At 67.2% G+C, this 23,789-nt stretch carries 22 protein-coding genes; 10 read left to right on the plus strand and 12 right to left on the minus strand.

Annotated features, from left to right (window positions below; translation table 11 throughout):
- Window positions 1–762, minus strand: coding sequence for an SDR family oxidoreductase (locus C1931_RS11035; RefSeq protein ID WP_108756369.1), 762 nt, complete (start codon window positions 760–762; stop codon window positions 1–3).
- Window positions 763–867: 105 nt separating this feature from the next.
- On the opposite strand from C1931_RS11035, the gene C1931_RS11040 reads away from it, so the two are divergent.
- Together C1931_RS11040 and C1931_RS11045 are read left to right on the plus strand one after the other, a co-directional pair.
- On the plus strand, window positions 868–1,782 hold the full coding sequence (locus tag C1931_RS11040) for a LysR family transcriptional regulator (RefSeq protein ID WP_108756370.1): 915 nt from the start codon (window positions 868–870) through the stop codon (window positions 1,780–1,782).
- A 100-nt stretch (window positions 1,783–1,882) separates the two neighbouring features.
- Window positions 1,883–3,397 carry a thioredoxin family protein gene (locus C1931_RS11045; RefSeq protein ID WP_234412808.1) on the plus strand — a complete coding sequence of 505 codons (1,515 nt, stop codon included), beginning with the start codon at window positions 1,883–1,885 and terminating at the stop codon, window positions 3,395–3,397.
- A gap of 616 nt (window positions 3,398–4,013) precedes the next feature.
- Here the strand turns inward: C1931_RS11045 and C1931_RS11050 are convergent.
- Window positions 4,014–4,244, minus strand: a complete 231-nt coding sequence (locus tag C1931_RS11050; protein ID WP_108756372.1) for a cytoplasmic protein — start codon at window positions 4,242–4,244, stop codon at window positions 4,014–4,016.
- Window positions 4,241–5,056 carry a YggS family pyridoxal phosphate-dependent enzyme gene (locus C1931_RS11055; RefSeq protein ID WP_108756373.1) on the minus strand — a complete coding sequence of 272 codons (816 nt, stop codon included), beginning with the start codon at window positions 5,054–5,056 and terminating at the stop codon, window positions 4,241–4,243. The genes C1931_RS11050 and C1931_RS11055 overlap by 4 nt, the downstream gene beginning before the upstream one ends.
- A 96-nt stretch (window positions 5,057–5,152) precedes the next feature.
- Here C1931_RS11055 and ptsJ point away from each other — a divergent pair, with 96 nt between their 5' ends.
- The 5 genes from ptsJ to C1931_RS11080 all read left to right on the plus strand — a co-directional run bounded on the left by ptsJ (window position 5,153) and on the right by C1931_RS11080 (window position 8,877).
- Window positions 5,153–6,460 carry a transcriptional regulator PtsJ gene (ptsJ, locus tag C1931_RS11060; protein WP_108756374.1) on the plus strand — a complete coding sequence of 436 codons (1,308 nt, stop codon included), beginning with the start codon at window positions 5,153–5,155 and terminating at the stop codon, window positions 6,458–6,460.
- Between the two features lie 51 nt (window positions 6,461–6,511).
- A complete protein-coding gene (locus C1931_RS11065; protein WP_108756375.1) occupies window positions 6,512–7,264 on the plus strand; it encodes a gamma-glutamyl-gamma-aminobutyrate hydrolase family protein in 753 nt (250 codons plus the stop codon).
- Between the two features lie 73 nt (window positions 7,265–7,337).
- Window positions 7,338–7,967, plus strand: a complete 630-nt coding sequence (locus C1931_RS11070) for a superoxide dismutase (RefSeq protein ID WP_108756376.1) — start codon at window positions 7,338–7,340, stop codon at window positions 7,965–7,967.
- Window positions 7,964–8,542, plus strand: coding sequence for a flavin reductase family protein (locus C1931_RS11075; RefSeq protein WP_108756377.1), 579 nt, complete (start codon window positions 7,964–7,966; stop codon window positions 8,540–8,542). The genes C1931_RS11070 and C1931_RS11075 overlap by 4 nt, the downstream gene beginning before the upstream one ends.
- A complete protein-coding gene (locus tag C1931_RS11080) occupies window positions 8,539–8,877 on the plus strand; it encodes a hypothetical protein (protein WP_108756378.1) in 339 nt (112 codons plus the stop codon). The genes C1931_RS11075 and C1931_RS11080 overlap by 4 nt, the downstream gene beginning before the upstream one ends.
- Before the next feature lie 4 nt (window positions 8,878–8,881).
- Here the strand turns inward: C1931_RS11080 and C1931_RS11085 are convergent, their stop codons facing one another.
- Window positions 8,882–10,036, minus strand: coding sequence for an acyl-CoA desaturase (locus tag C1931_RS11085; protein WP_108756379.1), 1,155 nt, complete (start codon window positions 10,034–10,036; stop codon window positions 8,882–8,884).
- Between the two features lie 12 nt (window positions 10,037–10,048).
- A complete protein-coding gene (locus C1931_RS11090; protein WP_234412809.1) occupies window positions 10,049–11,119 on the minus strand; it encodes a ferredoxin reductase in 1,071 nt (356 codons plus the stop codon).
- A 92-nt stretch (window positions 11,120–11,211) separates the two neighbouring features.
- Here C1931_RS11090 and fabR point away from each other — a divergent pair, with 92 nt between their 5' ends.
- Complete coding sequence (gene fabR, locus C1931_RS11095) at window positions 11,212–11,871, plus strand: HTH-type transcriptional repressor FabR (RefSeq protein WP_108753290.1); 660 nt, start codon at window positions 11,212–11,214, stop codon at window positions 11,869–11,871.
- A 135-nt stretch (window positions 11,872–12,006) separates the two neighbouring features.
- Here the strand turns inward: fabR and mntR are convergent, their stop codons facing one another.
- Window positions 12,007–12,477 carry a manganese-binding transcriptional regulator MntR gene (gene mntR, locus C1931_RS11100; protein ID WP_108756381.1) on the minus strand — a complete coding sequence of 157 codons (471 nt, stop codon included), beginning with the start codon at window positions 12,475–12,477 and terminating at the stop codon, window positions 12,007–12,009.
- 116 nt (window positions 12,478–12,593) lie between these two features.
- On the opposite strand from mntR, the gene C1931_RS11105 reads away from it, so the two are divergent.
- Entirely contained in the window at window positions 12,594–13,925 is a 1,332-nt protein-coding gene (locus tag C1931_RS11105; protein WP_108756382.1) for an Nramp family divalent metal transporter, read from the plus strand.
- Window positions 13,926–14,198: 273 nt separating this feature from the next.
- Here the strand turns inward: C1931_RS11105 and C1931_RS11110 are convergent, their stop codons facing one another.
- From C1931_RS11110 to C1931_RS11125, 4 genes are all read right to left on the minus strand, one after another.
- Window positions 14,199–14,525 (minus strand): thioredoxin family protein, encoded by a 327-nt coding sequence (locus C1931_RS11110; RefSeq protein ID WP_108756383.1) that lies wholly within the window; start codon window positions 14,523–14,525, stop codon window positions 14,199–14,201.
- Window positions 14,497–14,964: a flavodoxin gene (locus C1931_RS11115; RefSeq protein WP_325051542.1), complete on the minus strand. Its 468-nt coding sequence runs from the start codon at window positions 14,962–14,964 to the stop codon at window positions 14,497–14,499. Before C1931_RS11115 ends, C1931_RS11110 begins: the two co-directional genes overlap by 29 nt.
- Window positions 14,965–14,989: 25 nt before the next feature.
- On the minus strand, window positions 14,990–16,030 hold the full coding sequence (locus C1931_RS11120) for a ribonucleotide-diphosphate reductase subunit beta (protein ID WP_108749818.1): 1,041 nt from the start codon (window positions 16,028–16,030) through the stop codon (window positions 14,990–14,992).
- Between the two features lie 72 nt (window positions 16,031–16,102).
- Window positions 16,103–18,466, minus strand: a complete 2,364-nt coding sequence (locus C1931_RS11125; protein ID WP_108756385.1) for a ribonucleoside-diphosphate reductase subunit alpha — start codon at window positions 18,464–18,466, stop codon at window positions 16,103–16,105.
- Between the two features lie 428 nt (window positions 18,467–18,894).
- Here C1931_RS11125 and C1931_RS11130 point away from each other — a divergent pair, with 428 nt between their 5' ends.
- Window positions 18,895–19,872, plus strand: a complete 978-nt coding sequence (locus C1931_RS11130; protein WP_108756386.1) for a zinc-binding dehydrogenase — start codon at window positions 18,895–18,897, stop codon at window positions 19,870–19,872.
- Window positions 19,873–20,607: 735 nt separating this feature from the next.
- Here the strand turns inward: C1931_RS11130 and betT are convergent.
- Both betT and C1931_RS11140 read right to left on the minus strand, forming a co-directional pair.
- A complete protein-coding gene (gene betT, locus C1931_RS11135) occupies window positions 20,608–22,587 on the minus strand; it encodes a choline BCCT transporter BetT (RefSeq protein WP_108756387.1) in 1,980 nt (659 codons plus the stop codon).
- A gap of 224 nt (window positions 22,588–22,811) precedes the next feature.
- Complete coding sequence (locus C1931_RS11140; protein ID WP_108756388.1) at window positions 22,812–23,732, minus strand: M14 family metallocarboxypeptidase; 921 nt, start codon at window positions 23,730–23,732, stop codon at window positions 22,812–22,814.
- Between the last annotated feature and the right edge of the window lie 57 nt (window positions 23,733–23,789).

Genomic DNA, 23,789 nt, shown 5'->3' on the forward strand with positions numbered 1-23,789 from the left:
TCAGACGAACATGCCGCCGGACGCTTCCACGCGCTGGCCATTCACCCAGCCGGTGGCCGGCGACAGCAGCGCCACCACCACCGGGCCGATGTCATCGGGCAGGCCGGCGCGGCCCAGCGCGGTGATCGACGACACCATGGCATTGGTCTGCGCATCGTCGCGCACGCGGCCGCCGCCGAAGTCGGTCTCGATGGCGCCCGGCGCCAGCGTGTTGGCGCTGATGCCACGCGCGCCCAGTTCGCGTGCCAGATAGCGGGTGAACACTTCAATGCCGCCCTTCATCATGGCGTAGGCGGAACTGCCGGGCAGCGAGAAGCGCGCCAGCCCGCTGGACACGTTGAGGATGCGACCGCCATCGGCGATCAGCGGCAGCAGCGCCTGGGTGAGGAAGTACGGGCCCTTCAGGTGTACGGCCACGGCGTTGTCGAACTGGGCTTCGGTGGTGTCGGCAATCGGCGCGTACAGGCCCTCACCGGCATTGTTCAACAGGCCCTGCAGCGCCGTGGCACCCCAGCCCTGCAGCACGTTCTGCAGTTGCGTGGCGAAGGCGGCGAAGCCAGCGCTGTCGGCCATGTCCAGCGGCAACGCGGCGGCACGACGGCCCAGGGCCTGGATCTGCTGCACGACCTGTTCGGCCGCGTCGGCTTGGGCGCGGTAGGTAATGACGATATCGGCGCCATCGGCGGCCAGCGCCAAGGCGGCGTTACGGCCCAGGCCGCGGCTGCCGCCGGTGACAAGGACAACACGGGAGGAAGACGTCATGACGGTGCACCTGGTTGAGGAGGAAGTGGGACCAGACTATTGGGATTGCCGGGCGCCATAAATCGCGCGATCCTGATTTGACTGTTCAACCTGGCCAAACAATCCATGGACCGCCTTGATACCCTGCGGGTCTTCCTGCGCGTGGCCGAGCTGGGCTCGTTCACCCGCGCCGCCGACGGCTTGGGCCTGCCCAAGGCCAGTGTGTCCCAGGCGATCCAGCGCCTGGAGGCTGAACTGGGCACCCAGCTTCTGCACCGCACCACCCGCCGCGTTCACCTGACGGCCGACGGCACCCAGCTGCAGCAGCGTGCGCACGATCTGCTGGACGACATGGAGGAACTGCAGGGCCTGTTCCGCCGCCAGACCAGCGAACTGAGCGGGCGCCTGCGCGTGGACATGCCCGGCGGGCTGGCGCGCAACCTGGTGATTCCGCAGCTGCCGGCCTTCCTGGCCCAGCACCCGGCGCTGGAAGTGGAACTGAGCGCGACCGACCGCCGCGTGGATGTGGTGCGCGAAGGCTTCGACTGCGTGCTGCGGGTCGGCAGCCTGGACGACAGCAGCCTGGTGGCGCGCCCACTGGGCCACATGCACATCGTCAACGTGGCCAGCCCGGCCTACCTGGCCGCGCGCGGTGTGCCGCGCGAACTGGCCGACCTGGACCAGCATGCGCTGGTGCATTACGTGGGCACGCTGGGCCAGCGCTCGCCGGGGTTTGAATACTTCGATGGCCAGCAGTACCGCAGCTGGCCGATGCGCGGCGCGCTGACGGTGAACAATGCCGACGGCTACAGCGCCGCCGCACTGGCCGGGCTGGGCATCATCCAGGTGCCGGAAATGGGCGCCCGCCAGGCGCTGCGCGAGGGCCGGCTGGTACAGGTGCTGCCCGACTGCGTGGCCGAGCCGATGCCGGTGAACCTGGTCTATGCGCAGCGCCGCCATCTGCCCCGCCGCGTGCAGGCCTTCATGCACTGGCTGGCCGGCCTGCTGGCCGACGAACTGCAGGCGGCGCGGGCCCCCTGACCCGCATATGCCGGCAGGCACGGCCGTCATGCCCAAACTGCATCAACCGCAGGGGGCGGCCTTCCTACAATGCGCTATTCCCCCAACGGACCGCCCGCCGATGCGCACTGCCCTTTCCGTACTGCTGCTCGCCTCGGCACTGAGCGCCTGCTCACCCGCGCAGGCCCCGGTTGCTTCGGCCAATGCGGCCAGCGCCGCGCCGGCCACGGCCATCGCCTGGCGCCAGGGCGACGTGGACGATGCCTTCAATGAAGCAGCCGAAAGTGGCAAGCCGGTGCTGCTGTACTGGGGCGCGGCGTGGTGCCCGCCGTGCAACCAGCTGAAGGCCGGGCTGTTCAAGGATCCGGCCTTCATCGCCCTGACCGGAAAGTTCGTGCCGGTCTACCTGGACGGCGACGAGGAAGGCGCGCAGGCCTGGGGCGAGCGCTTCGGCGTGCGCGGCTACCCCACGCTGATCGTGCTGGACCCGCAGCGCAATGAGATTACCCGGGTGGCCGGCGGCAACGATGCGGCCGAACTGACCCGGGTGCTGACCGTGGCCGCCGGTCGCCGCAGCGCGGTGGCCGACACCCTGGCCACCGCACTGGCCACGCCCGCCAGACTGGGCGCAGAGGACTGGCAGGTACTGGGCGACTACGGCTGGGAAGTGGACGCCAACAAGCTGGCCGGCACGCGCAGCAGCACGGATGTCTTGAACGCACTGGCCGCCGCCGCACCTGAGCCTGCGTTGCAGCGCCGCTTCGCGCTGCTGGCGCTGGCCACGGCCGAGACGCCGCGCAGCGCCCCGACCGCCACCCGCGAACTGCTGGAGGCCGTGCTGGCACAGCCGGCCGAGGTGCGCCGCAATCGCGAGCTGCTGGGCTATGCCGGTGCCAAACTGGTGAAACTGGCCAGCGCCGGCCCCGCCACCGAGCAGCGTCTGGGCCAGCAGCTGTTGGTCGCGCTGGAGCGCGCAGACGCCGCCCAGGGCAACCGCGCCGACGATGCCCTGTCGCGTGCGCTGACCGAACTGGCATTGGCACGCCAGCAGCAACCCGAAGGCGCGCTGCCGCCCACGCTTGTGGCGCAGGTGAAGCAGCGCGTGGCCGCCGCCGATGCCGCCGCCAGCGATGCACATGCACGCCAGGCCACGATCAGCAGTGCGGTGTACGCGCTGCGCCAGATCGGCGATGACGCCGGTGCCGAGGCGCTGCTGTTGGCCGAGATCAAGCGCAGCGAGCAGCCCTACTACTACATGCCCGAACTGGCCGAACTGGCCGAGCAACGCGGCGACACCGCCGGCGCACTGGAATGGCTGAAGCGCGCCTATGAAGGCGCACAGGGCCCGGCCACGCGCGTGCAATGGGGCGTGCTGTACGTGGAAGGCCTGCTGCGGCTGGCACCGCAGGATGCACCCCGCATTGAACAGGCCACCGATGCGTTGATTGCCGAACTGCAGGCGCAGCCGTCGGGCTACCACCAGCGCACCCGGCAGCGCTTCGAGCGGCTGGCGGCGCAGTTGAAGACCTGGAGCGGCAAGCACCAGGGCGCGCAGACCCTGGCCCGCCTGCAGCAGCGCATGCAGCAGGCCTGCGGCGAGCAGAGCGACAGTGCGTGCCGGAATTGGTTGAGCTGAGCGATCACGGCGTGTCCACCAAGATGGACACCTGCCGGCGGATTGACCGGTAGCGCCGGGCCATGCCCGGCGAACGTCCGGCCATCACGGCGTGTCCACCAAGGTGGACACCTACCGCCGGATCGACCGGTAGCGCCGGGCCATGCCCGGCGAACGTCCGGCCATCACGGCGTGTCCACCAAGGTGGACACCTACCGACGGATTGAGCGGTAGCGCCGGGCCATGCCCGGCGAACGTGCGGCGATCACGGCGTGTCCACCAAGGTGGACACCTACCGACGGATTAAGCGGTAGCGCCGGGCCATGCCCGGCGAACGTCCGGCCATCACGGCGTGTCCACCAAGGTGGACACCTACCGGCGGATCGACCGGTAGCGCCGGGCCATGCCCGGCGAGCATCCGGCGATCACGGCGTGTCCACCAAGGTGGACACCTACCGACGGATTGACCGGTAGCGCCGGGCCATGCCCGGCGAACGTGCGGCGATCACGGCGTGTCCACCAAGGTGGCCACCTACCGGCGGATTGACCGGTAGCGCCGGGCCATGCCCGGCGAACGTCCGCCGATCACGGCGTGTCCACCAAGGTGGACACCTACCGACGGACAACGGGGCCGTTGTCAGGTCAGGTCGATCGCCCTGAACTGCAGCTCCCGGTAAAGCACCTTGATGCCTTCGGCAGACGCCTCGACCAGTCGCTTTTCGTCGTAGCTCGCCAGCGTCTCGACCCGATAGTCCGCGCTCAAGCGGTCCACCAGCTCCCGTAGCTCCTCCCGGCGGGTGGCCGTTCCCGTTTCAAAGTGCCCGAGCAGGCGATCGCCCCGGTACAGGTTCAGTCGGTACACCGTCATGCCCCGCTCCCCTCGCCATCAGAAGGCCAGTAGTGGGAATCAGGCGTGGCGCGCGCGCCGAAAATGGCCTGGCCGACGCGCACAACCGTGGCGCCTTCTTCAATGGCGATCTCGTAATCGCCCGACATCCCCATGGACAACTCCTGCAGTGACACCCCGTCGATCGCCTCTTGCTGCAGGCGCTCTCTCAGCTGCCGCAGGCGGATGAAGCACGGACGCACCTGTTCGGGTTGCGCCGAGAGCATGGCCAAGGTCATCAAGCCCCGCACGCGCAGGGAACGGTAGGGTGCCAACTGGCGCAGGAATCCCTGCACGCTGTCGATGTCCAGCCCGTACTTGCTGGCTTCACCTGACGTATTGACCTGCACGAAGACGTCCAGGCCGCGCCCCTCGATCTGCAGCCTGCGGTCCAGCGCTTCGGCCAGTTTCAGGCTGTCCAGTGCCTGGAACTCATCGGCGAACCGGGCGACCACCTTGGCCTTGTTGGTCTGCAGATGGCCGATGATCGACCACTTCAGCGCCGGCAGATCCTGCGTCGCTTCCCATTTCGCCACTGCCTCCTGGACCTTGTTCTCGCCCAGCATCCGGCAGCCCGCCGCAAAGGCGCGGCGCACGGTGGCCTCCGGCTTGGTCTTACTGACCGGCAGCAGCCTGACGCTGGCCGCGTCGCGCCCAACGCGCAGGCAGGCCGCGTCGATCCGGGACTGCACCGTGGCCAGGTTCGCCACGATGTCCTGCACCGAGGTCGCCTCGGGCCACAGGCCGTGGAGATCGTGCCGTGTAGCCGTCTGTGAGTTGCCGCCAGTCGTCATTCAATGCCTCACGTGTGGTGGTTGCCACTTCGCGACCTGCGCGACGGCATTCATGTTATTGTCCTAGGCCAATAAGCTATCACGTCCCAGGACACTGTGGAAATCGTAGGCACCTCGGCTACGGCCATCTTTGAAAGCGTTCGTGGCCTGGTCCAGGCCGGGCAGCTGCGGGCCGGGCAGGAGCTGCCGACGGTGCGGGATCTGGCGGCCTCGCTGGGCGTGAACCGCAATACGGTTTCCAGCGCCTACAAACGCCTGGTCAGCGCAGGGGTTGCGACCACACAGGGCCGCCTGGGCACGACCATTCGTGACCCGATGCGCCTGGGCGACGCCGAGGGGACCGTTCCGGGATGCAGGCTGACTGATCTGGCCGGAGGCAACCCGAACCCGGAGTGGCTGCCGGACATCGTGCAGGTGCTTGGCCAACGGCCCCAGCCGCCTGCGCTGTACGGGGCGCCGGCGGTGCATCCGGAGCTGGAAGCGCTGGCCACCGCGTGGATGCAGGGCGACTGCCCGCCCGCGTTCCAGATGGACATCACCGGGGGCGCGGTAGACGCGGTGGAGCGGCTTCTCGCCTGCCATCTGGTGCCCGGCGACAAGGTGGCCGTTGAGAACCCCTGCTTTGTCAGCAGCGTGAACACCCTGCGCGTGTCGGGTCTGCAGCCATTCCCTGTCGGCATGGATGCCGAGGGCATGATCCCGGCGGCGCTGCAGGAGGCGCTTGCCCGCGGGGCGCAGGCCGTGATCCTGACGCCCCGTGCGCAGAACCCCACGGGATGTTCGCTTGGAGCTACGCGCGCGACCGAGATCCGGGACGTACTGTCACGCCATCCCAACGTCATGGTGATCGTTGACGATCACTTTGCATTGCTCGCAACTAACGACTATTTCGATGTGATTCCTGCCGATGCGCGGCGCTGGGCGCTGGTCAGGTCCGTCTCGAAAGCCCTGGGCCCCGATCTGCGCGTGGCCCTTGTTGCCAGCGACGTGCAGACCTCCAGCCGACTGCGGCTTCGATTGGCTGCCGGCGCCCACTGGGTCAGCCATCTGCTGCAACAGGCGGTGATCGGCTGCCTTGGCTCGCCCACGGTCAACGCCCAGGTTGCAGCCGCACGCGGCGACTACGCGGAAAGACGCTCGCGGCTGGTCCACCTTCTGCACGACCGCGGTATCGGCACCGCTACGTCCAGCGATGGGCTGAACGTCTGGATTCCCCTTGAAGCCGACAGCCAGCCGTTGGTCATCGAACTGGCCAAGCACGGCTGGCTGACCCGAAGTGGCGAGTCGTTCGGGGTGCAGGCGCCGTCGCATGGCCTGCGCCTGACCATTTCCTCCCTCGCACGCGATGATGCGGCGCGTTTTGCCGATGACCTGGCCGCTGCAATGCAACGTCTCGCGTTGTAGCGCGCCGTCCTTGCCCCCACCCCACACGCCGCTCAACCCAGGACGCCACCGATGCAGGTTCACTTCGTCATCCATGAAGCCTTCGAGGCGCCCGGCGCCTATGCGCAATGGGCCGACAGCAGGGGCCACGGAACAAGCTTCACTCGACTGCATGCGGGCGATCCGCTGCCGCGCGATGCCAACGCCCACGACATGCTGATCGTCATGGGCGGCCCGCAATCCCCGGCGACGACCCTCGACGAGTGTCCGCATTTCAACGCCGCAGCAGAGACGCACCTGATTGCAGCGTTTGCCGCGGCGGAAAAGCCGGTGCTGGGCGTCTGCCTGGGCGCGCAGTTGATCGGCGAAGCGCTGGGTGCTTCCTTCGAGCACAGCCCGAACAAGGAAATCGGCACGTTCCCGATCACCCTGACCGCCGCAGGGCGTGCCAACCCGGCGTTCGCCCACTTCGGCGACACGCTCGACGTTGGCCATTGGCACAACGACATGCCCGGCCTGACCGCCGATGCCACGGTGATCGCCCAGAGCGAAGGCTGCCCGCGGCAGATCGTGCAGTACGGCCCCTTGGTGTATGGCTTCCAATGCCACATGGAGTTCAATCGCGAGGTGATTGCGTTGCTGATTGCCGCGTCCACGCAGGAGCTCGACGCCTTCCGTTCATCGCGCTTTGTCCAGCAGCCGGCCGAGCTGCTGGCGCAGGACTACGCGGTCATGAACGAGGTCCTCTTCACGTTCCTGGACAAGCTCGAAGCCGCGTTCGAAGGTAGCGCCGGGCCACGCCCGGCGACCGCAGGCGATGCTTGACCTCAACCAACGTTGAGGTGCGATAACAGTGCTCCCTCGGCCAGACACCTGGCCACCCACGGAGACTGTTGCAATGCCGTACTCGCTTCCCGCCCTGCCCTACGCCTACGACGCGCTGGAACCGCACTTCGATGCGCTCACCATGGAAATCCACCATGGCAAGCACCACCAGACCTACATCAACAACCTCAACGCAGCCCTGGAACAGGCCGGGCTGCCGGCCACGCCGGTGGAAGACCTGATTGCCGATCTGGAGGCCCTGCCCGAAGCGCTGCGCCCGCCGGTCCGCAACAACGGCGGCGGCCATGCCAACCACAGTCTGTTCTGGTCGGTACTGAGCCCGGCCGGCGGCACCCCCGGCGCCGCCGTGGCCGCAGCGATCGAACGCGACCTGGGTGGTCTCGATGCTTTCAAGGACGCCTTCAGCAAGGCCGCGCAGTCCCGCTTCGGCAGCGGTTGGGCGTGGCTGACCAGCGATCGCAGCGGGCGGCTGCAGATTGAAAGCAGCGCCAACCAGGACAACCCGCTGATGGGCGCGGCCGTGGGCCTGTCCGGCAACACGCCCATCCTGGCGCTGGATGTCTGGGAGCACGCCTACTACCTGCACTACCAGAACCGTCGCCCGGACTATATCGGCGCTTTCTTCCAGATCATCCACTGGGCCGAAGTGGAGCGTCGCTACACACAGGCGATGCACGCATGAGCGCCGAAGGCATGCCCTATGCCGGGCCGTGGGCGGGGGTCTACCCCGCCGCGGCCGTCCAGCCGTCGGTCGCGCTGGCACCGCGCGCCCTGCGGCGGTTGCTGGGCCACTACCCCACCGGCGTGGCCATCGCCACCACCCGCGACGCGCGCGGCAAGCTGCACGGCCTGACCATCAACTCGTTCGTGCCGGTTTCGCTGCAGCCGCCGCTGGTGTCGTGGACCCTGGCACTGCACGCGCACAGTTTGAAGGCCTTCCAGCGCGCACCGCAGTTTGCGATCAGCGTGCTGGGCGCGCACCAGGTGGCGCTGGCACGCCAGTTCGCCGACCCACTGGTGCGCGATCGCTTCGAAGGCGTGCCGCTGCTGGATGAGGAAGACGGCCTGCCGCCGCGCATTGCCGGCGCGGTGGCACACCTGGTCTGCAGCCGCCACGCGCACTGGCCGGTGGGCGACCATCTGCTGCTGGTGGGCCGCGTGCTGCAGGCCAGCGACGCCGACCAGGCCCCGCTGCTGTTCCATCGCGGCCGCTTCCAGGCCGGATCGCTGCAGCCCGTGTTCGAGGTCATCCCATGAACGTGCAGGCCCTGGAAGCGCTGTTGGCCGCGGGCAAGGACAGCGCGCTGCTGCGCTTCGGCCTGGGCAAGGGCTGGCTGGATGCCGGTGACGCGCTGCGCGCGGCGATGCATCTGGGCCGCTGCGTGGCCTTGGACCCGCAGTATTCGGCCGCGTGGAAGCTGCTGGGCAAGGCGTGGCTGGCCGGTGGCCAGCCGGGCGCTGCGCGCGCCGCCTGGGAACGTGGGCTGTGCGTGTCCGGCAGCAAAGGCGACCAGCAGGCGCAGCGGGAAATGCAGGTGTTCCTGCGCCGCCTGGACCGCGCCGGCGGCGCCGCCCAGGGGCAGGCGGGCTGAGCGATCAGCCCGCGTTGGCCGGTGCCGGGCTGGGCGGTGACAGGATGTCGGCCAACGGCAGGCGACGCGGCTTGCTGGGGAAGGCATGGCGCAGGATGCGCCAGACCACCTGGCCGAACTGGCGCGGCAGCGAGCCGTTGTTGTAGTGCTGGCCGTAGCGGCGGCAGATGTCCTTCACTTCCTTGGCAATGGTCGCGTAGCGGTTGGCCGGCAGATCGGGATAGAAGTGGTGCTCGATCTGGTGGCTCAGGTTGCCCGACAGCACGTTGATGATGAAACCACCGCTGATGTTGGACGAGCCGCGCAGCTGGCGCAGGTACCAGTGGCCGCGCGATTCATTGCGCAGGCATTCCTTGGGGAAGGTTTCCGATTCGGCGGTGAAATGGCCGCAGAAGATGATGACGTAGGTCCAGATGTTGCGCAGGCCATTGGCCACCAGGTTGCCCAGCATCACCGGCAGGAAGAACGGGCCGGCCAGCAGCGGGAAGAACACGTAGTCCTTCAGCACCTGGCGCAGCATCTTGCGCGCCACCGGGCGGGTCTGCAGCCACATGGCGCGGCTGCTGATGCGGCCCTTGAACCAACGGCCCAGGCGCAGGTCCTGCGCGGCCACGCCCCACTGGAACAGCAGCGCGAAGATCGGCGCGATGATCGGCTGCAGCAGGTAGAACGGCTTCCAGCGCTGTTCGGGGAAGATGCGCAGCAGGCCATAGCCGATGTCATCGTCCATGCCACGCACGTTGGTGTAGGTGTGGTGGCGGAAATTGTGGGTCTTGCGCCAGTTGTCACCGGTGGCGACGATGTCCCATTCGTAGGTGTTGCCGTTGAGCTTGGGGTCGCCGGTCCAGTCGTACTGGCCGTGCATCACGTTGTGGCCCAGCTCCATGTTTTCCAGGATCTTGGCCAGCGCCAGCAGCAGCGTGCCGGCGATGCAGGCCGGCCACAGCAGCGGCGCCCAGAACAGCGGCGAGAACGCGCCCAGGAACAGCAGGCCACGACCGAGCACGCCGGACCAGCGCACGGCAGCAGCCACGCGGCGGATGTAGCGGGTGTCGGACGCGCCCAGGCTGCCGATCACACGGTCGCGGATCGCGTCGAGTTCCCTGCCGAAGGCATCCATCTCCACGGGGCTCAGGGCACGGTCAGTAGCGCGGGTCATGGCAACGGTTCCTCAGAGATCCAAAGTCAGGTCGGTGGTCGGCGCACTCACGCAGATCCGTACCGGGGCTGCCGGGCCAGACTGGGTTTCGCCGGTGCGCAGGTGGCGGGTGCCGCCACTGACGCCTTCGCAGGTGCAGGTATTGCAGATGCCCATGCGGCAGCCGTGCTTGGGCTTGATGCCCTGTGCTTCCAGGCTTTCCAGCAGCGAGCGGTTGCGCGGCACTTTCAGCTGGCGGCCGCTGCGGGCCAGGGTCAGGGCCACTTCGCCCTCGCTGTCGGCGCCGGTGATCGGCGCCGGCGGGGTGAAGGCCTCGGCCTGGAAGCCGGCCACCTGGTGGGCCAGGCGCGCACGCGCGGCGGCGACGAAACCGTCCGGGCCGCAGGCCAGCACATGGCGCTGGGCCAGCGGGGTGTCATCGCCGGGCACCATCAAGGTGTGGCGGTCGATGCGCGCGGCCGGGGCATCGCCCTCGCGGGTGGTGAGCAGGTGCACGCGCAGGTTCGGGGTGGCCGCGGCCAGCGCCTGCAGTTCGTCACGGAACTGCTGGGTTGCCGCCGTGCGTTCCCAATAGAACAGATCCACCGGCGCGGCCAACGGGCGCTGGCAGGCCTCGCGCAACAGGCTGCGCATGGGGGTGATGCCGCTGCCGGCGGCCAGCAACAGCACCGGCGCCGCGGCGGGCATGTGGAAATCACCGAAGGCGGCATCCAGGCGGAACAGATCGCCCGGGCGCGCATGGTGCAGAAGGTGCTGGCTGACCTGCCCGCCTTCCACGCCCTTGACGGTAATGGCCAGTTCGCGGCGCCCGATCATCGTCGGGCTGTAGCTGCGGCGCAGGATGCGCCCACCCAGCTCCACGCCCAGGGTGATGTGCTGGCCGGCACGCATGCCCTTCCAGTGCCGGTTGCAGCGCAGGACCAGAGTGGTGGCGCCCTCCCCGGCCGGTTCACGCCGCACCAGGCGGGCCAGGGGCTCGCGCAGGGTCCACAGCGGATTGAGCTGGCCCGCCCAGAAATCGAACAGCGACGGCGACAGCCAGCGGTACGGAGAGAACAGGGACGGACGGATGACAGCGCTCATGGGGCCACTATACGGGCGCACATACACCTGTGTATACATGTGTATATTGAACCGGATTGGGTATGATTCAGCCTTGTCCCTCCGGAAGTCCCATGGCCGCTGCCACCGCCCTGACGCCGCCCGAAGATGCCAACAGCCCGGCCCGCCGTACGGTGAGCCGCGAGGACCTGTTGGCCGCCGCGCTGAAACTGATCGGCCCGCATCGCAGCCTGTCCACGCTCAGCCTGCGCGAAGTGGCGCGCGAAGCCGGCATTGCGCCCAACAGCTTCTACCGCCAGTTCCGCGACATGGACGAACTGGCCGTGGCGCTGATCGACGTGGCCGGGCGCTCGCTGCGCACCATCATCGGTGAGGCCCGCCAGCGCGCCACCTCCAGCGCGACCAGCGTGGTACGGGTGTCGGTGGAAACTTTCATGGAACAGCTGCGCGCCGACGACAAGCTGCTGCACGTGCTGCTGCGCGAGGGCGCGGTGGGATCGGACGACTTCAAGCACGCGGTGGAACGCGAGCTGCACTACTTCGAAGAAGAGCTGCAGCACGACCTGGTGCGCCTGGCCGCGCTGGACGGCGCCAAACTCTACAAGCCCGAACTGGTGGCCACCGCCATCACCCGGCTGGTGTTCGCCATGGGCGCTACCGCCATGGACCTGCCGCCGGAAAAAGACCCGGAACTGATCGAACAGATTTCCACGATGATCCGCATGATCATCGTCGGCGCCCGCAGCCCGGCCGCATTCCGCCGCGGCCGGTAGGCGCCGGGGTCGGCCGGCGGCCAGTAGGTCCACGCCATGCGTGGATGAAATCTGTCAGATATAGGATGAATTCATCCACGCATGGCGTGGATCTACTGCGGGGAATTACCGGAGTCAGAGCCCGCTCGATCGCTGTCAGGCGGCCCCGCCTTCGGCCTTGCGCACGAAGGCTTCGAACAGCGCCAGGGTCTGTTCGCTCACATGGTGTTCGATGCCCTCGGCATCGCGGCGGGCGGTATCCGGATCGACACCCAGCGCCAGCAGGAAGCGCTCCACGGTCTGGTGGCGCTGGCGACTGGCGTGGGCCAGCGCCTCGCCTTCCGGGGTCAGGAACACGCCACGGTAAGGCCGCTGTACCACCCAGCCATCGCGCGCCAGCCGGCGCAGCATCTTGGCCACGGTGGGCTGGGCCACGCCCAGCCGGGTGGCGATATCGACCTGGCGGGCTTCACCGCCGTCGGCCAGCAGGTCGGAAATCAGCTCGACATAGTCTTCCACCAGCTCCATCCGGTGCGCCTCGCGCACCTGGCGGAAGCTCTCGACCTGGCGCTCGGCCTCGATCAAGGGGGTGGCTTTTGCCGTTGTCGGATCGTCCTTCCTGCGCACGCGTCTGCCCGCCCTTCCAGTCATGCCTGTATTCGAAGCTGAATTCTGGACCAGTGACACGGTAAAGACGATTGTTTCACATTGCTAATCGGTATAGCAGTGGCTATATTGCACCCATGAGCACTGTCGCGCAAACCGACTCCCCGGCCGCCCCTGCGGCCAGCCTGGGCGCGCTCAACGCGTCGGTGGCCGTACCCGACAAGGGCCATTGGTGGTTCCGCCTGCTGGCCTTCATCGGCCCGGGCTACATGGTGTCGGTCGGTTACATGGACCCGGGCAACTGGGCCACCGACCTGGCCGGCGGCTCGCGCTTCGGCTACCTGCTGCTGTCGGTCATCCTGATTTCGAACCTGATGGCGGTGATTCTGCAGGCGCTGTCGGCGCGGCTGGGCATCGCCACCGGCATGGACCTGGCGCAGGCATGCCGCGCGCGCTATCCCAAGCCGGTGAACCTGGCACTGTGGGCGCTGTGCGAGGCGGCGATCATCGCCTGCGATCTGGCCGAGGTGATCGGCACGGCCATCGCTCTGAAGCTGCTGTTCGATCTGCCGCTGCTGTGGGGTGCGGTGATCACCGCGCTGGACACGCTGCTGGTGCTGCTGTTGATGAATCGTGGCTTCCGCGCGCTGGAAGCGTTCGTGATCGCCCTGCTGATGATCATCTTCGGCTGCTTCCTGGTGCAGATCGCGCTGGCCGCGCCCCCGGTGATGGAGGTGCTGGGCGGCTTCATTCCGCGCGCGCAGGTGGTGACCGATCCGCACGCGCTGTACATCGCCATCGGCATCATCGGCGCCACCGTGATGCCGCACAACCTGTACCTGCACTCGTCCATCGTGCAGACCAGGGCCTACCCGCGCACCGATGAAGGGCGTCGCAGTGCACTGCGCTGGGCGGTGACCGACAGCACCATCGCGCTGACCCTGGCGCTGTTCATCAACGCCAGCATCCTGATCCTGGCCGCGGCGGTGTTCCATGCCAACGGCCGCCTGGATGTGGAAGACATCGAGCAGGCACATCAACTGTTGGCACCGATGCTGGGCGTGGGCCTGGCATCGACCCTGTTTGCGGTGGCCCTGCTCGCCTCGGGCCTGAATTCCACGGTGACCGCCACCCTGGCCGGGCAGATTGTGATGGAAGGCTTCCTGCGCCTGCGCCTGCCGCCCTGGCTGCGGCGGCTGATCACCCGCCTGCTGGCGATCATTCCGGTGGTGGTGGTGATCGTGCTGTTCGGCGACCAGGGCGCGGTGAAACTGCTGGTGCTGAGCCAGGTGGTGCTGTCGATGCAGCTGCCGTTCGCGATCATCCCGCTGGTGCGGCTGGTGACCGACAAGGCCACGATGGGCGCCCTGGTGGCGCCGCGCTGGCTGGGCGGCACCGCGTGGGTGATCGCACTGCTGATCGTGGGCTTGAACGTGAAGCTGCTGCTGGACACCTTCGCCGGCAACTGATTCGCCGGGGTCGGATCCCTTGCCGCAGGCAAGGGCTCTGACCCCGGTTGATCGGGTTTACAAACGCCGCCGGGCACGGGCCGGCGCTACCGATGCAGCGGCCGGTAGATCCACACCATGCGTGGATGCGCCTGTAGAGTCGAGCCATGCTCGACTGATCGGCCATCGCGCGAAGGGCAGTCGAGCATGGCTCGAGTCTACAAAAGCGGGTGCGCCCGTTGCGGGGTCGGAGCCCTTGCCTTCGGCAAGGGATCCGACCCCGGCCGATTGGGGTTACAGATGCTGTGCGATCGCGGCTTCAATCTGCTGCGGCGACTGGAAACCGGGCAGGCGCGCGCGCTCGTCGCCGTCACGGAACAGCGACAACGTGGGCGTCTGCCGCAGGCCCAACTGGCGGAAGAAGGCTTCACCGACCGCTTCCAGCTGCACCCGCAGCAGGGTTGTGCCCTGCCCGGCCGCGCTGGTTGCCACCCGGTGCAGCGACATGTCCAGCATGCGGCAGCCGGGGCAGTCGTCCTTGTGGAAATCCACCAGCACCCGGGGGTGCTCGGCCAGCAACTGCTGGAACTGTTCAGGCGTGGTGGCGTTGATGATCTGCATCGGCGGTACTCCAGTAATGCGCCAGGACCGCGGCGGTCCATTCGGCGATGGCAGCGGCATGGCGCTCACCATGCGGCATCTGTTCAATCCGCAGCGGCGGATAAGTGCTGTTGAAATAGCGGATCAAGCGCTGCACGGCGCCGCAGTAGTACTCCTGCCCCCACTGCGTTTCACCGGTGCCGAACACCGCCACCTGCGCCGGCCGCTGCCCGCGTTCGGCAGTGGCGGCAATCCAGGCCTTCATTTCCGATGGCGTACGCCCGGCGTTGTCGGTCCAGCTGCCCAGCAGCACCAGATCGGCCTGGTCTGCGGCCAGTGCTTCCGACGGGTCTGCGGCATCGGCCTCCTGCCAGTACACGGCGTGCCCCGCCGCGCGGCAGTGGCCGGCGATCATCCGCCCCAGTTCGCGCGTGTTGCCACTGAGCGAGGCCACCACGATCAGGATGCGCAGCGCGCCACGCGACTCACAGATCGTCGAAGCCGTTGTCGACGTTGGTCTTCTTGTAGCTTGCATTGCGCATCTCGAAGAAGTCGGTCTTGGTTTCGGTGAAGTTGTCGGCGTAGGCCTTGATCCAGGGCATCACGTTGTCGGTGGTATCGCTGTACAGCCGCTCGATGCCCAGCATGCCGGCCATCTTGTTGGCCCGATATTTCACGTAGCGCACCATCTCGTCCACGTCGATGCCATCAATGCCGTCGAGCACTTCACTGGACCACTGGGTTTCCAGCTCGATGGCGTGCTGGAACGCCCCATGCACGTAGTCGCTCAGCTGCTGGGTCTGCAGTTCCGGGTTTTCACCGATGATGGCGCGGATCAGTTCGCTGATGAACTTGGTATGGGCCAGTTCGTCGCGATTGATGAAGCTGATGATCTTGCCGGTGCCGGTCATCCGGTTCTGCCGCACCATGTTGTAGAAGTACGCGAACCCGGAATAGAAGTTGATGCCTTCCAGGATGGATGACTGGATGAGCGACTTGAGCAGGGTCTCGGCGGTCTTCTCGCGCATGAAATCGTCATACGCGCCCATGATCGGCGCGTTGCGCTTGATGATGGTCGGGTGGGTTCGGGCGATTTCGAAGATGCGGTTCTGGTTGGGCAGGTCGGTGATCGAGGCCAGCACGTAGCTGTAGCTCTCGTTGTGGATCACTTCCTGCTGGCCGATGATCGCCGCATTGGCATGCGCGGCCGGGTCGGTGATGTACTCGGCCACGTTGTAGATGAAGCGCGTCTGCGGTGAATCCAGCGTGGCCAGCAGGCCGATGATCGAGTCGTAGGCGTTCTTCTCGCGGCCGGACAGTTCGCCGTACTGGCGCGCGTCCAGCTTCATGTCCACCTCATCGGGAATCCAGAAGTTGGTGGAAAGCTCCTTGTAGGCGCGATAGAACGAGGGGTACGGAATGTCGTTCCAGTTCAGGATGCCGCTGGTGCGCCCGTTGATGATGCCGGTGCTGCGGTTGGGGTGGCGGGGTTCCAGGATCTTGATGCGGTCGAGCGGAGTTGCCATGGTCGTTCCTGCAAAGGTAGCGCCGGGCCACGCCCGGCGGAATGTGCGGTGGCCGCGCGATGCGCTCGCCGATCAGCTGGAGCACCACTCGCATTCGCTCACGTCGATGTCGTTGGAGCGCACGTAGTAGGTGGTCTTCAGGCCCAGGCGCCAGGCGCTCAGGTGCAGTTCCAGCAGGGTGCTGGCGCGGATGCTGCTGGGCACGTACAGGTTGAAACTGATGGCCTGGTCCACATGGCGCTGGCGGCGCGCGTTCTGCCGCACGCTGGCGAACTGGTCGACCTTGTAGGCGCCCTTTTCGTAGTACGGCCAGGTGTCCAGCGACAGCCCCGGGGCGGCGACCGGACGGCGGAAGTCCTTCTTTTCCTCGTAGTAGAACGCGCTGTAGATCGGGTCGATGGAGGCGGTGGAGCCGGCAATCTGCGCGGTGCTCATGTTCGGCGCCACTGCCAGCAGCCAGCCATTGCGCAGGCCCTGGGTGGCCACGGTCTGCGCCAGCGCATCCCAGCCGTCGCCGGCGTACTGGCGATCACGGAAGTAGCGACCGGTCTGCCAGTCGCTGCCGGCGAACATCGGGTAGCTGCCCTTCTCCTGCGCCAGCGCGGCACTGGCCTGGATGGTGAGGAAGTTGATGCGCTCGAACAGGCTGTCCGACAGTGCCTCGGCCTGCGGCGATTCCCAGTGCACGCCCTGCTGCGCCAGCAGGTGGTGCCAGCCGAAGGTGCCCAGACCGATGGCGCGGTACTTGCGGTTGGTGATGGTGGCCTGCGGAACCGGCAGGGCATTCAGATCGATCACGTTGTCCAGCATGCGCACCTGGATCGGAATCAGCCGCTCCAGCACATCGGTGGCCAACAAATCGTGCGGCGCAGTGATCGCCCGGCCGAGGTTGATCGAGGACAGGTTGCAGACCACGAAATCCCCTGCCCGGCGCGTGGTTACGATCTGGTCACCGCTGACGATCTCCTGGATCATCCGGGTGGGGCTCATGTTCTGCAGGATCTCGGTGCACAGGTTGCTGGAATAGACCATGCCCGCATGCTTGTTCGGGTTCTTCCGGTTCACTTCATCGCGGTAGAACAGGAACGGATTGCCGGTCTCCAGCTGGCTGAGCATGATGCGCTTGAACAGGTCGATGGCCTTCACCGTGCGCCGGCTGATGCGTTCGTCGGCCACCAGTTCGGCATAGCGATCGCGGAAACTGCCCTGCCCGCGCTGCTCATCGTAGAAGTCCTGCAGGTACCAGCCCTTGGCCTGCTTCACTTCGTGCGGGTCGAACAGGTACCAGTCGGCGCGGCGCTCCACCGCTTCCATGAACAGATCCGGCACGCACACGGCGGTGAACACGTCGTGCGCGCGCAGGCGCTGGTCGCCATTGTTCAGGCGCAGGTCCAGGAACGCTTCGATGTCGCGGTGCCAGATATCCAGGTAGACCGCCACCGCGCCCTTGCGCTGGCCAAGCTGGTCCACCGACACGGCCGTATTGTTGAGCTGCTTGATCCACGGCACCACGCCACCCGATGAATTGGGCACACCACGGATCGGCGCGCCGCTGCTGCGCACGTAGCCCAGGTACGCACCGACACCGCCGCCATGCTTGGAAACACGGGCGATATCGGTGTTGGAGTCATAGATGCCCTGCAGGCTGTCGTCCACCGTGTCGATGAAGCAGCTGGAGAGCTGGCCACCGACCTTGCCGGCGTTGGCCAGGGTGGGCGTGGCCACGGTCATGTACAGGTTCGACAGCGCCCAGTAGGCCTCGCCCACCAGCTGCATGCGCCGTTCGCGTGGCTTTTCGTCCTGCATCAGGTACAGGGCAATGGTCAGCCAGCGCTCCTGCGGCAGTTCGTAGACCTCGCGGGTGCGGTCGGTGGCCAGGTAGCGCGTGGCCAACAGATACAGGCCGTTGTAAGCGAACAGGCGGTCACGATCGGGATCGATCATTTGCCCGGCCTGCTGCAGTTCTTCCTTCGAATAGCAGCGCAGCACATCGTTGCTGTACACGCCGCGGTCGGCCAGGCTCTCCTGCAGGCCGACGAACGAACCGTACTTCAGCGCTACATCGTAGAAGCGGTTGCGGCTGGCGCGCTTGTACAGGCGGCGCAGGTACAGGCGGGCGGCGAACTGCTCCCATTCCGGTGCAGTCAGGTCCACGCGCGATTCGGCTTCGCGGATCAGCAGGTCGACCAGGTCGTCTGCGCTGATGCTGGGCTTGCGCTCGACCATGGCCTGCACCACGCGCCGGTAATCGGCCACGTCCAGCTGCGGGAACTCGGCGTGGATGCTGTCGATGCTGCGCTGCAGGCGCTCGGCGTCGAACGGCAGGCGACGGTTACCGGCTTCCTTGCTGATCCAGGTCGGTACCTGTTCGCCGCCGGCAGACAAGGCTTCGCCGGCGCCGGCCAGATCGGCCGTGCGATAGGGGGTGTCGTTCATGGTGGTGCGTCTCCAGGCCTGCACGCGGACAACGTGCAGCGCCGTGGCGGCCCAGAGCGCGATACCGGCGCACGGGGCTGTCGGTTGGGGATGCCCATGCGCGGGAACACCAGATCGTCGGCATGTGCCTGCGCCTGCGGCCGGTATCCGGACCGTGGGGGCGACCTGGGTCCGCACGAAGGCGGCCGCGTCGACACGGCAAGCCATCAGGGGCGGGCCGCGGGACGTCTGTTGCATCGTCCGGCGGCGGCGGCTGACCGGGAGTGACGGCCACAACATAGTGGGGATGCGGCAGATCGTCAACACAAGATGCGGTAATCACACCGCGTCGCGACGAACGGTCGCAGGATACGGTGTTGCACACACCAACGCTTGTCGCCAGCGGCGCTGGCCCCACATCAGATCTCTCTTTCCACAGGACCTTCCCCATGCGCGCAGCCCTGCACTCTTCCTTCGGCGATCCGGCCACGGTGTTGGCCGCCGGTGACGCCGACCTGCCGGTTCCCGGCCCCGGCGAGGTGCGCATCCGCACCGTACTGGCGCCGATCCACAACCACGATCTGTGGACCGTGCGCGGCCAGTACGGCTACAAGCCGACGCTGCCGGCCATCGGTGGCAGCGAAGGCTTGGGCACCATCGACGCGCTGGGCGACGGCGTGCAGGGCCTGCAGATCGGCCAGCGCGTGGCTGCCGCGTCGGTGCACGGCACCTGGTCCGAAGCGTTCATCGCCCCGGCGCGCATGGTCATTCCGATGCCCGAGGCGATTGCCGATGAAACCGCCGCGCAGTTGATCGCCATGCCGTTGAGTGCGCTGATGCTGCTGGAATACCTGCGGGTGGAACCGGGCCAGTGGGTCGTGCAGAACACCGCCAATGGCGCGGTGGGCAAGACCCTGGCAATGCTGGCCGCCGCGCGCGGCATTCCGGTGGTGAACCTGGTGCGGCGCGATGCCGGCGTGCAGGAAATGGCCGCGCTGGGCATCGCCCATGTGTTCTCTACCGCCAGCGATGGTTGGAAGGATGCGGTACGCGCGGTGCTGGGCGACGCCGGTGCCACTGCCGCGGTCGATTCGGTGGGTGGCACGGCGGCTGGCGATCTGGTGGGCCTGCTCGGTGACGGCGGCACCCTGGTGTCGTTCGGTTCGATGACCGGCGAGCCGATGCAGATTCCGTCCGGCGATGTGATCTTCAAGCAGGCCACGGTGAAGGGCTTCTGGGGCAGCAAGGTCAGCCAGGCGATGGCGGTGGAAGACAAGCGCCGACTGGTGGGCGAGCTGCTGCAGCGCGCGGCCAGCGGCGAACTGAAGCTGCCGGTGGAAGGTGTCTTCGCGCTGGACGATGTCGCCGCCGCAGTGACCGCCAGCGGCAAGCCCGGCCGCGGCGGCAAAGTGTTGCTGCGCCCCTGACCCGTGGTAGCGCCGGGCCATGCCCGGCGTTCGTGCATGACCGGTAACGCCGGGCCGCGAGCGAGGCCGTAGAGTCGAGCTTGCTCGACTGCCGTCGCCAAAAGCAGTCGAGCAAGCTCGACTCTACCAAGCATCACGCACACCGGTAGCGCCGGGCCATGCCCGGCGTTCGTGCATGACCGGTAACGCTGGGCCGCGCGCAAAGCCGTAGAGTCGAGCTTGCTCGACTGCCGTCGCCAAAAACAGTCGAGCAAGCTCGACTCTACCAAGCATCATGCACACCGGTAGCGCCGGGCCATGCCCGGCGTTCGTGCATGACCGGTAACGCCGGGCCGCGAGCGAGGCCGTAGAGTCGAGCTTGCTCGACTGCCGTCGCCAAAAGCAGTCGAGCAAGCTCGACTCTACCAAGCATCACGCACACCGGTAGCGCCGGGCCATGCCCGGCGTTCGTGCATGACCGGTAACGCCGGGCCGCGCGCAAAGCCGTAGAGTCGAGCTTGCTCGACTGCCGTCGCCAAAAGCAGTCGAGCAAGCTCGACTCTACCAAGCATCACGCACACCGGTAGCGCCGGGCCATGCCCGGCGTTCGTGCATGACCGGTAACGCCGGGCCGCGCGCGAGGGCGTAGAGTCGAGCTTGCTCGACTGCCGTCGCCAAAAGCAGTCGAGCGAGCTCGACTCTACCAAGCAGCATGCACACCGGTACCGCCGGGCCATGCCCGGCGGCCCGGCCCCATCACCGGCTCAGATGCAGGAACTGCAGGTGCCGTTCGTACTGGCTGATGATGTCGTTGATGATCTGCTTGCGGCTGTATCCCACCAGGTCGTAATCCTGGCTGCCTTCGAACAGATGCACTTCGGCCCGGTAATATCGCTGGTTGCGCAGCTGCTGTGCGGCGAACGACGGCGTCAGGTAGCCACTCAGGATCACCCGGTACAGGAAATCCTGCTGCTCGCCGTGGTTCACGGACAATTCCATGTCGCCGGCCTCGAAGCGCGTACTCACCTCCCAGCCCTGCCCGCTCAGCTGTTCGGCCACCGCTTCCATCGCCGGCTTCACCGTGTCATCCATGAAGCGATACACCTGGTCGCGTACCGGGAAGTGCATGGCCTGGCTCAAGCGCTGGCGCCAGCCCTGGTGGTGGCGGTCATCGCCAATCAACGGCGACGGCCGGAACTGCTGCGCCCGCTCGCGGTGTGATTCGTCACTGAAGGCGCGGGTCAGGCCCCACATCATCAACAGCAGCACCGCCGAGAACGGCAGCGAGGCCAGCACCACCGCAGACTTCAACGCATCGATGCTGCCGGCCAGCAGCAGGCCGGCGGTCAGTACGGCGATCACCGTGCCCCAGAACACGCGCAGCCAACGCGGGCCGTCGTCTTCCGGCGCGCCGCCATGCGAGGACAGTGTGGACAACACCACCGCGCCCGAATCGGCCGAGGTTACGAAGAAGATGAAGCTGACCAGCACGGTCACTGCAATCACCACGCGGCTCCACGGGTAGCCGTCCAGCAGCGCGTACAGCACCGTGGGCGGGTCATCCACCGCCAGCTGCGCCAGCTGCTGCTGGCCATGGTGCAGTACCTGGTCCAGCGCGCTGTTGCCGAAGATCGACAGCCACGCCAGGGTGAACCCCAGCGGGATCAGCAGCACGCCGAACACGAATTCGCGGATGGTGCGCCCGCGCGAGATGCGCGCGATGAACAGGCCCACGAACGGCGCCCAGCCGATCCACCACGCCCAGTAGAACACTGTCCAGCCGCCCAGCCATTCCGGCCGCCCGCCGTAGGCGTAGACGTCGAAACTCTTGCCGACCACGCTGCCCAGATAGTCGCCCAGGTTCTGCATCAGGGTGCTCAGCAGGTACTGCGTGGGGCCGGCGCACAGCATGAACAGCACCAGCGCGATGGCCAGCAGCATGTTGATGTTGGCCATCCAGCGCACGCCCTTCTCCACGCCGGACACGGCCACCACCACCGCCGCGCCCATCATCGCCACCACCAGCAGGATCTGCACCAGGTTGGAATGCGGCACGTTGAACAGGTGGGTGAGGCCAGCGTTGAGGTGCAGCACGCCAAAGCCCATGTCGGCACCGATGCCGAACACGGTGGCGACGATACCCAGCGCATCCACGGTATAGCCGATGGGGCCGTTTATGCGCTTGCCGATGAGCGGGTACAGCGCCGAGCGCAGCGCCAGCGGCAGGTTATGGCGATAGGCGAAATAGGCCATCGCCATCGCCGCCAGGGCGAACACGCCCCAGCCATGCAGGCCCCAGTGCAGGAACAGCAGCTGCATGGCCTGGCGCGCACCGGCCTCGCCGGCAGCGGCATTGCCCTGTGGCGGCTGCAGGTAGTGGGTCAGCGGTTCGGAAACGCAGAAGAAGAACAGGGTGATGCTGATGCCGGCGGCGAACAGCATGCCGGCCCACGACAGATAGCTGAACTCGGGTTCGTCATGGTCGGCGCCCAGCTTGATGCCGCCATAGCGCGAAAGCGCCACGCCGACCACGAACACCAGGTACAGGGTCATGGCCAGCAGGTAGTACCAGCCCACGTTCAGCGCGGCCCAGTCCTGGGCCTTTACCAGCAGGCGGCCGGCACCCAGCGGGAACAGGCTGACAAACAGCGCGAACGCCACGACAACGATCGCCGCGAAGGCGAACACAGGCCGTAGGGTGCGCACCGGGGAAGGTTGCGGCTCCAGTGCTTCCATGGGGCGGCGGTCTCCGGTCGATCAAAGAATGAGCCGGCCGAGTCTGGCTGAACCGCAGTGGACGCCGCATGAAGTGCCCCCGCGCGATGACAGCGGGGGGACAGGCCGGACGTGCTATCGCGCGCGCGGCCGTGGGCCTCAACCCATCCGCCGGTACATCCACGCCCGGCGTGGATGATCATGCTTCAGTAGAACCACGCCATGCGTGGATGGCCGCCCCGCGATCACCCCTGCGCCAGCGCGTACTCCAGCGCCGAACACACCGCGGCCACCTGCGCATCGTTGCACTGCTGCGGCGTGGCCCGAGGGCTGTCGGGGTAGACCTCGGTGGTGGTGGTGTACTTCGCACCGGTGATGCCAGCGCACAGGCCCAGCTTCACCAGCGGGTACTCGATCACCCCGTGCGCCACCACCGGCGAACCGATGATCTCGCCCTTGTCATCGGCCGGGGCGATGTGGGTCACCTGCTCCACCGCAGCAATCACCGCCTGCTGGAACGCCGGCTGCGGGTTCTCGCTGTCATCGACCAGGTAGAAGCCATCGGGAATCAGGCCCGGCTCGAACGGCTTGCCATCGCGCGCGGCCAGCGCCGGGCGGAACTCGCTTTCGTCGCTGTCGGTGGTTTCGTGCAGGTCGATGTGCAGCACGAACTGGCCCTGGTACGGGGCGATCAGCTCGATCAGCGCGGTCGATTCGCGCGCCGGGCCGTCGGCGCGGAAGTTGCGGTTCGGGTCGATCGCATCATGGTTCCAGCGGTTGATGCGCTCGTAACCCCACGGGTTCACGCACGGGGCCACCAGCACATTGGCCTGGCCGGCGTAGCGACCGGCCTGCTTTTCCAGGAACTCCAGCGCGCCCATCACCCCGCTGGTTTCGTAGCCGTGCACGCCGCCGGTGACCAGCACGGCCGGCAGCGCCGGGTTCCAGTTGTGGCTGCGCAGGGCGAACAGGGTGTAGGTCTCGCCGGCATAGTCCAGCTGGCCGTAGGCCACCTTGTCGAAGCGATCGGCCAGCGCCTCGATGCGCGGCTGCACGTCCTGGTCGTAGCGGCGCAGGCGTTGCTGGCGCGCCTGCCACTGAGCACGCTCGGCCGCGCCCCACGGCTGGCCAGGGGTTCCGACGGGGTAGAAAGCGGCGTGGGACATGCAGTTCTCGCAGTATCAGGAAGCAGCCCAGCACTTTAGCACCGGGGCCAGGGCACT

Origin of the sequence: Stenotrophomonas sp. YAU14A_MKIMI4_1 (assembly GCF_003086855.1) — a bacterium.
Classification (GTDB): domain Bacteria; phylum Pseudomonadota; class Gammaproteobacteria; order Xanthomonadales; family Xanthomonadaceae; genus Stenotrophomonas.

Bases quoted from the DNA above. Each gene is read 5' to 3' on its own strand.
- C1931_RS11035 (WP_108756369.1), bottom strand. From the start codon at position 762: ATGACGTCTTCCTCCCGTGTTGTCCTTGTCACCGGCGGCAGCCGCGGC.
- C1931_RS11040 (WP_108756370.1), top strand. From the start codon at position 868: ATGGACCGCCTTGATACCCTGCGGGTCTTCCTGCGCGTGGCCGAGCTG.
- C1931_RS11045 (WP_234412808.1), top strand. From the start codon at position 1,883: ATGCGCACTGCCCTTTCCGTACTGCTGCTCGCCTCGGCACTGAGCGCC.
- C1931_RS11050 (WP_108756372.1), bottom strand. From the start codon at position 4,244: ATGACGGTGTACCGACTGAACCTGTACCGGGGCGATCGCCTGCTCGGG.
- C1931_RS11055 (WP_108756373.1), bottom strand. From the start codon at position 5,056: ATGACGACTGGCGGCAACTCACAGACGGCTACACGGCACGATCTCCAC.
- C1931_RS11065 (WP_108756375.1), top strand. From the start codon at position 6,512: ATGCAGGTTCACTTCGTCATCCATGAAGCCTTCGAGGCGCCCGGCGCC.
- C1931_RS11070 (WP_108756376.1), top strand. From the start codon at position 7,338: ATGCCGTACTCGCTTCCCGCCCTGCCCTACGCCTACGACGCGCTGGAA.
- C1931_RS11075 (WP_108756377.1), top strand. From the start codon at position 7,964: ATGAGCGCCGAAGGCATGCCCTATGCCGGGCCGTGGGCGGGGGTCTAC.
- C1931_RS11080 (WP_108756378.1), top strand. From the start codon at position 8,539: ATGAACGTGCAGGCCCTGGAAGCGCTGTTGGCCGCGGGCAAGGACAGC.
- C1931_RS11085 (WP_108756379.1), bottom strand. From the start codon at position 10,036: ATGACCCGCGCTACTGACCGTGCCCTGAGCCCCGTGGAGATGGATGCC.
- C1931_RS11090 (WP_234412809.1), bottom strand. From the start codon at position 11,119: ATGAGCGCTGTCATCCGTCCGTCCCTGTTCTCTCCGTACCGCTGGCTG.
- fabR (WP_108753290.1), top strand. From the start codon at position 11,212: ATGGCCGCTGCCACCGCCCTGACGCCGCCCGAAGATGCCAACAGCCCG.
- C1931_RS11105 (WP_108756382.1), top strand. From the start codon at position 12,594: ATGAGCACTGTCGCGCAAACCGACTCCCCGGCCGCCCCTGCGGCCAGC.
- C1931_RS11110 (WP_108756383.1), bottom strand. From the start codon at position 14,525: ATGCAGATCATCAACGCCACCACGCCTGAACAGTTCCAGCAGTTGCTG.
- C1931_RS11120 (WP_108749818.1), bottom strand. From the start codon at position 16,030: ATGGCAACTCCGCTCGACCGCATCAAGATCCTGGAACCCCGCCACCCC.
- C1931_RS11125 (WP_108756385.1), bottom strand. From the start codon at position 18,466: ATGAACGACACCCCCTATCGCACGGCCGATCTGGCCGGCGCCGGCGAA.
- C1931_RS11130 (WP_108756386.1), top strand. From the start codon at position 18,895: ATGCGCGCAGCCCTGCACTCTTCCTTCGGCGATCCGGCCACGGTGTTG.
- betT (WP_108756387.1), bottom strand. From the start codon at position 22,587: ATGGAAGCACTGGAGCCGCAACCTTCCCCGGTGCGCACCCTACGGCCT.
- C1931_RS11140 (WP_108756388.1), bottom strand. From the start codon at position 23,732: ATGTCCCACGCCGCTTTCTACCCCGTCGGAACCCCTGGCCAGCCGTGG.